A 4,832-nucleotide genomic window follows, 5' to 3' on the forward strand; every position below is an offset into this window, starting at 1 on the left:
AGAGGTGTGTCGAATAATCTGCACGTGATACACAGTTTATTTGACACACCCGATATATCCGGGAGGCCTGACCGCCCTGAAAAAACGTTCTGGTGGAGCGTATATGGAAATCGGTAAAGCAAAAAGCGAGTGGGCCGCAAAAATCGGTATCTACCTTGACCTTGCAAACAACCAATCCCCCAGCTTCCAATATTTTATCAACTCATTAAAAATCAGAATCGAAGCTGCCTGAAAATATAATTTTTAAAAATAAATATCAGCCCTCCCCGCCGCCCCTCAAAACCATCTTGACATCCTCCGCCCGGATTCTTTATAATGTTCCTATCAACTTACCGGAAGAAAGGAAAAGAATTCGATGGACGACGCGGACCCTGACGGGGAAACGAACCTTTATAGACAACGAAAGCTTTTAAAGGGCATGGCCTGTTAGCATCAGCTTGACAGGCTGTGTCTTTTTGTGTTTTTTTGAGGAAAAAACATGTTACTGGCTGCGGAGTGAACAGTAACAAAAACACTGCCCTCCGGCGGCAAGGATGCCGGCATTACAAAAAGAAAAGGAGAGATTTACTTTGAGTTCCATACCAAGACAGTTATTGTTGCAGATTATTTTGATTTTATTGAACGCCTTTTTTGCGGCGGCGGAGATTGCGGTGGTTTCCCTGAACACAACGAAGCTGCGCAGGCAGGAGGAGGAAGGGGATAAAAAAGCGGGAAAGCTTCTGAAGCTGGTGGAGGAACCGGCCTCCTTCCTGTCCACCATACAGGTGGGCATTACATTGGCAGGATTCCTGGGAAGCGCCTTCGCGGCGGATAATTTTTCCGAATATCTGGTGAGATGGATTTATGATGATATTGGTTTCAGGGGACTGCCGGAGAAAGCGCTGGATACCATATCGGTTATTATCATTACCATCATCCTGTCTTATTTTACACTGATATTCGGCGAGCTGGTGCCCAAACGGATCGCCATGCAGAAGTCCATGGAGGTGGCAAAATTCAGCAGCGGCGTTATTTCCGGCGTTGCGGTGGTTATGAGGCCTGTGATATGGTTCCTGTCCTTTTCCACCAATACCGTGCTGCGGATACTTCATATGAAAACGGAGGCGGAGGAGGAATCCGTTACGGAGGAGGAAATCCGCATGATGGTGGATTTGGGCGGTGAAAAAGGTACCATTGACCAGGAGGAACAGGAATGGATACAGAACGTGTTCCGTTTTGATGATATATCCGTACGGGACGCCATGACCAGGGAGCCGGACGTAGTTGCCTTTTCCCTGAAGGAAACCGAAGAAAATATCCTGAACACCATCCGGGAAAGCGGCCTGTCCCGTTATCCTGTGTATGAAGAGGATATTAATGATGTCGTCGGGATTTTAAATGCCAGGGATTATCTGCTCAGTAGAAACGGCGACAGCTCCGCCGGGCTGCAGGAGCTGCTGCGTGAGCCTTATTTTGTACCGGATACCATTCATGCGGACGATCTATTCCGTGATATGCAGAAAAATAAAATCCATATCGCAATTGTTATCGACGAGTACGGCCAGACAGCGGGAATCATAACCATGGAGGATCTTCTGGAGGAAATCGTGGGAAATATTTATGATGAGTTCGATCCCGCCCTTCCTCCGGAAATGGTCCGGCTGGAGGATAACCTTTGGCGGGTTTCCGGCAGCGTGGACATAGAGGATCTGGCACAGGAGCTGGATATTGACCTGCCGGAGGATACGGATTATGATACTGTTGGAGGCATGATTTTCAGCTGCCTGCGCTCTATCCCCGCGGATGGAAGCCAGTTTGACGTGCAGGTAAACGGCCTGGCCGTCCATGTGGAGCTGCTGGAGGATCAGCGGGTGGAAACAGCGATAATCAGTAAAATCATGCCGGAAAGTACAACGGAAGAAAAGGGGAGACAGAATGAATCAGGTAAAAATCAGTAAAAATGTGAAAACGCCCATACAGCCGGGGATGTTCGGCCTGTTTTTTGAGGATATCAATTATGCGGCCGACGGCGGGCTGTATGCGGAAATGCTGGAAAACCGGAATTTTGAATTCCAGGAATCCAGGGGATACTATGATCATTACAGCCAGGATTTCGACGGGCTGTATGGCTGGAGCGCCTGTAGCGGCCAGGGAAAGCTGGCACTGGATACGCAGAAGCCGCAGAACGAAGTAAACCCGCATTATCTGCATTTTACGGCGATGGCAGCCGGGGACGGTTTTACAAATAAGGCATACGACGGCATCTGCCTGAACAAAGGGGAGAATTACCGCGTCAGCTTCTGGGCCAGAACATCTGCCTTCGGCGGCAAGGTACTGGTGCATGTGGAAAAGGACGGTCAGCTTTATACAGATCAGGCAGAGATCGCCGGACTGACCGGGGAGTGGAAAAAATATGAGCTTACGCTGACGGCGGCCGCGCAGGTGAGAAGCGCTTCCTTTGTCATCTGCCTGTCTGAGGCCGGCAGTGTGGATTTTGACATGATTTCCATGATGCCGGAAAACGCGGTGTGCGGCCTGTTCCGCCGTGATCTGGCGGAGCTGTTAAAGGAACTGCAGCCGGGATTCCTGCGTTTCCCCGGCGGCTGTATCGTGGAAGGCAATACGCTGGACAACCGGTACCGCTGGAAGGAAAGCGTGGGGCCCATGGAAGAGCGCCGGGTGAACTGGAGCCGCTGGTCCGTCCATGACACCAAGGAAGAGTGCGGCTATAAAACGCCTTTTTCCCATTATAACCAGACGCTGGGCCTGGGATATTATGAATATTTTATCCTGTGCGAATATCTGGGGGCCTCACCGGTTCCCGTGATGAATGTGGGCCTGGCCTGCCAGTATCAGTCCACCCAGAAGGTGGCCTCGGACAGTGTGGAATTTAAGGAGTTTGTACAGGACGCCCTGGATCTGATTGAATTTGCAAATGGGGATGTTTCCACAAAATGGGGGGCGCTGCGCGCTGCCTGCGGACATCCGGAGCCTTTCGGGCTTCGTATGCTGGGCATCGGGAACGAGCAGTGGGAAACCGAAGAGGTGGATTTCTTCCATAGATATGAGCTGTTCGAACAGGCGATTCATGAAAAATATCCGGAAATCCGGCTGCTTGGTTCCGCCGGGCCCAATGTGAATTCCAAAGAATATGAAGCGGCCTGGAACTGGATCCGTCCGGCGGCAGAGAAAAAAGAAAATTTTGTCTATGCGGTGGATGAGCATTATTATGTGCCGCCGAAGTGGTGCTTCGACAACACGGGCTTTTATGACAATTATCCCCGCAATGTAAAGGTGTTTGCAGGGGAATATGCGGCGCATCCCCAGGGTATAGAAGACATCGCCCTGCGCAATAATATGGAGGCGGCGCTTGCGGAGGCGGCTCTGCTTACAGGAATCGAACGGAATGCGGATGTAGTGGTGCTGGCCTGTTATGCGCCGTTATTTGCAAGAATCGGGTATACCCAGTGGTCGCCGGATCTGATTTGGTTTGACGATGTCCATGCCTATGGAACGCCCAGCTATTATGTGCAGAAGCTTTACAGTGTACATACGGGGCAGGAGGAACTGGAAATTAAACCTGCGCTGGGAGAAGGGCTGTATACGGCGGTTAGCTATGATCGGGAACAGGGTGAAGTGATTGTAAAGCTGATAAATGCCGGAGAGAAAGCTGAAACGGTGAGCCTTGGGCTGGAGGAATGGAGCTGTTCGGGTAAGCTTACACGAATCGAGCTGTGTGCGGACAGCCTGCAGCAGGTGAATTCCATTGCTGCCCCGGACAGGATTACAGATCGGCAGACCCGGGAAAGCTTTGCAGGAAATGAAGTGAGCACGGAAATAAAGCCGTACTCCGTAACCGTACTGCGGATTGCCGCAGAATAAGGAAAGTCAGGTGCTGCTGCGGGCTGTGGACAAAACACCGGTAGGCGCCTGGGGACTGGAGCTGGAATGATAAAAGTACTTTGTCTGGATTATGATAATACGGTGTTTGACCACCGCCTCGGTAACATCCCGGAAAGCGCCAGGGAGGCGCTGGAGGCCGTGAGGGGAAAGTGCAGGCTGGTGCTTGCCAGCGGGCGTTTTTTCAACGATGCGTGGAACGCGCCTATTAAAGAGCTGGTAAAGCCTGACGGCATCATCCATTCCAACGGCTCCCTGGTGGAAGCGGAGGGAACCGTGCTGAAGGAAACCTACCTGGATCCGAAGCTGCAGAAGGAGGTGCTGGACTTTGCCTACGCCAATGATTTATGCCTGGGCGGCCAGCATGAGGGAAAATGGTATACCACCAACCCGGAAAAGCAGGCGGCCCGGTGGAAGGGCAAGGAGCACCTGTTCCTCCGGGAAATGTACGATGCCAGGGAGCTTTATGAAATCCCCATGCACGCGCTCTATCTGGATGACTCTGTGGAAGCGGCCAGGCTGGTGGAACAGACCTTCCCGGCCCTGCGCACTCCCATAATGAGCGAAATTACAGGAGGCGCGGATGTCATCCCGGCACATCTCTCCAAAGCTTATGGGCTGGAGCTTCTTCTGGAGCATTGGGGCATACGCCGGGAGGAATCGGCGGCAATCGGCGACAGCATGAATGACTTTGAAATGATTCAGGCCGCCGGGATCGGAATTGCCATGGGCAATGGGATACCGGCTTTGAAGGAGGCCGCGGATTATGTGACGTCGGATATCAGCGAGGATGGCCTGAAGAATGCATTTCATTATCTGGGGCTGCTATAGGAATCCGGGGCTGTTATAGAAAACGAAGGAAAAAATAAAAGTCGGAGGAAGCAGCAGCTTCCTCCGTTCCTTTGTTTGCGCGCCATGGGCGCGCTCTAACGGGTGTAAGTCCCGAACACACC

The 4,832-nt window shown here is 51.9% G+C and carries 4 protein-coding genes; all 4 read left to right on the forward strand.

Annotation, left to right across the window (positions count from 1 at the left end):
- The first annotated feature begins 103 nt into the window (after positions 1–103).
- The gene (locus DXC51_RS30355) at positions 104–232 is read left to right on the forward strand and encodes a hypothetical protein (RefSeq protein WP_278337002.1); all 129 of its coding nucleotides are present in this window, start codon (positions 104–106) and stop codon (positions 230–232) included.
- A gap of 337 nt (positions 233–569) precedes the next feature.
- Positions 570–1,937 carry a hemolysin family protein gene (locus DXC51_RS29150; protein WP_117546096.1) on the forward strand — a complete coding sequence of 456 codons (1,368 nt, stop codon included), beginning with the start codon at positions 570–572 and terminating at the stop codon, positions 1,935–1,937.
- Positions 1,915–3,861, forward strand: coding sequence for an alpha-L-arabinofuranosidase family protein (locus DXC51_RS29155; RefSeq protein WP_117546094.1), 1,947 nt, complete (start codon positions 1,915–1,917; stop codon positions 3,859–3,861). The genes DXC51_RS29150 and DXC51_RS29155 overlap by 23 nt, the downstream gene beginning before the upstream one ends.
- Positions 3,862–3,927: 66 nt before the next feature.
- Entirely contained in the window at positions 3,928–4,710 is a 783-nt protein-coding gene (locus tag DXC51_RS29160; RefSeq protein ID WP_021634636.1) for an HAD family hydrolase, read from the forward strand.
- The last annotated feature ends 122 nt before the right edge of the window (positions 4,711–4,832 follow it).

The sequence above is a fragment of the Eisenbergiella massiliensis genome, assembly GCF_003435485.1.

Coding starts and splice junctions, on each gene's coding strand:
- DXC51_RS30355 (WP_278337002.1), top strand. CDS start 104: ATGGAAATCGGTAAAGCAAAAAGCGAGTGGGCCGCAAAAATCGGTATC.
- DXC51_RS29155 (WP_117546094.1), top strand. CDS start 1,915: ATGAATCAGGTAAAAATCAGTAAAAATGTGAAAACGCCCATACAGCCG.
- DXC51_RS29160 (WP_021634636.1), top strand. CDS start 3,928: ATGATAAAAGTACTTTGTCTGGATTATGATAATACGGTGTTTGACCAC.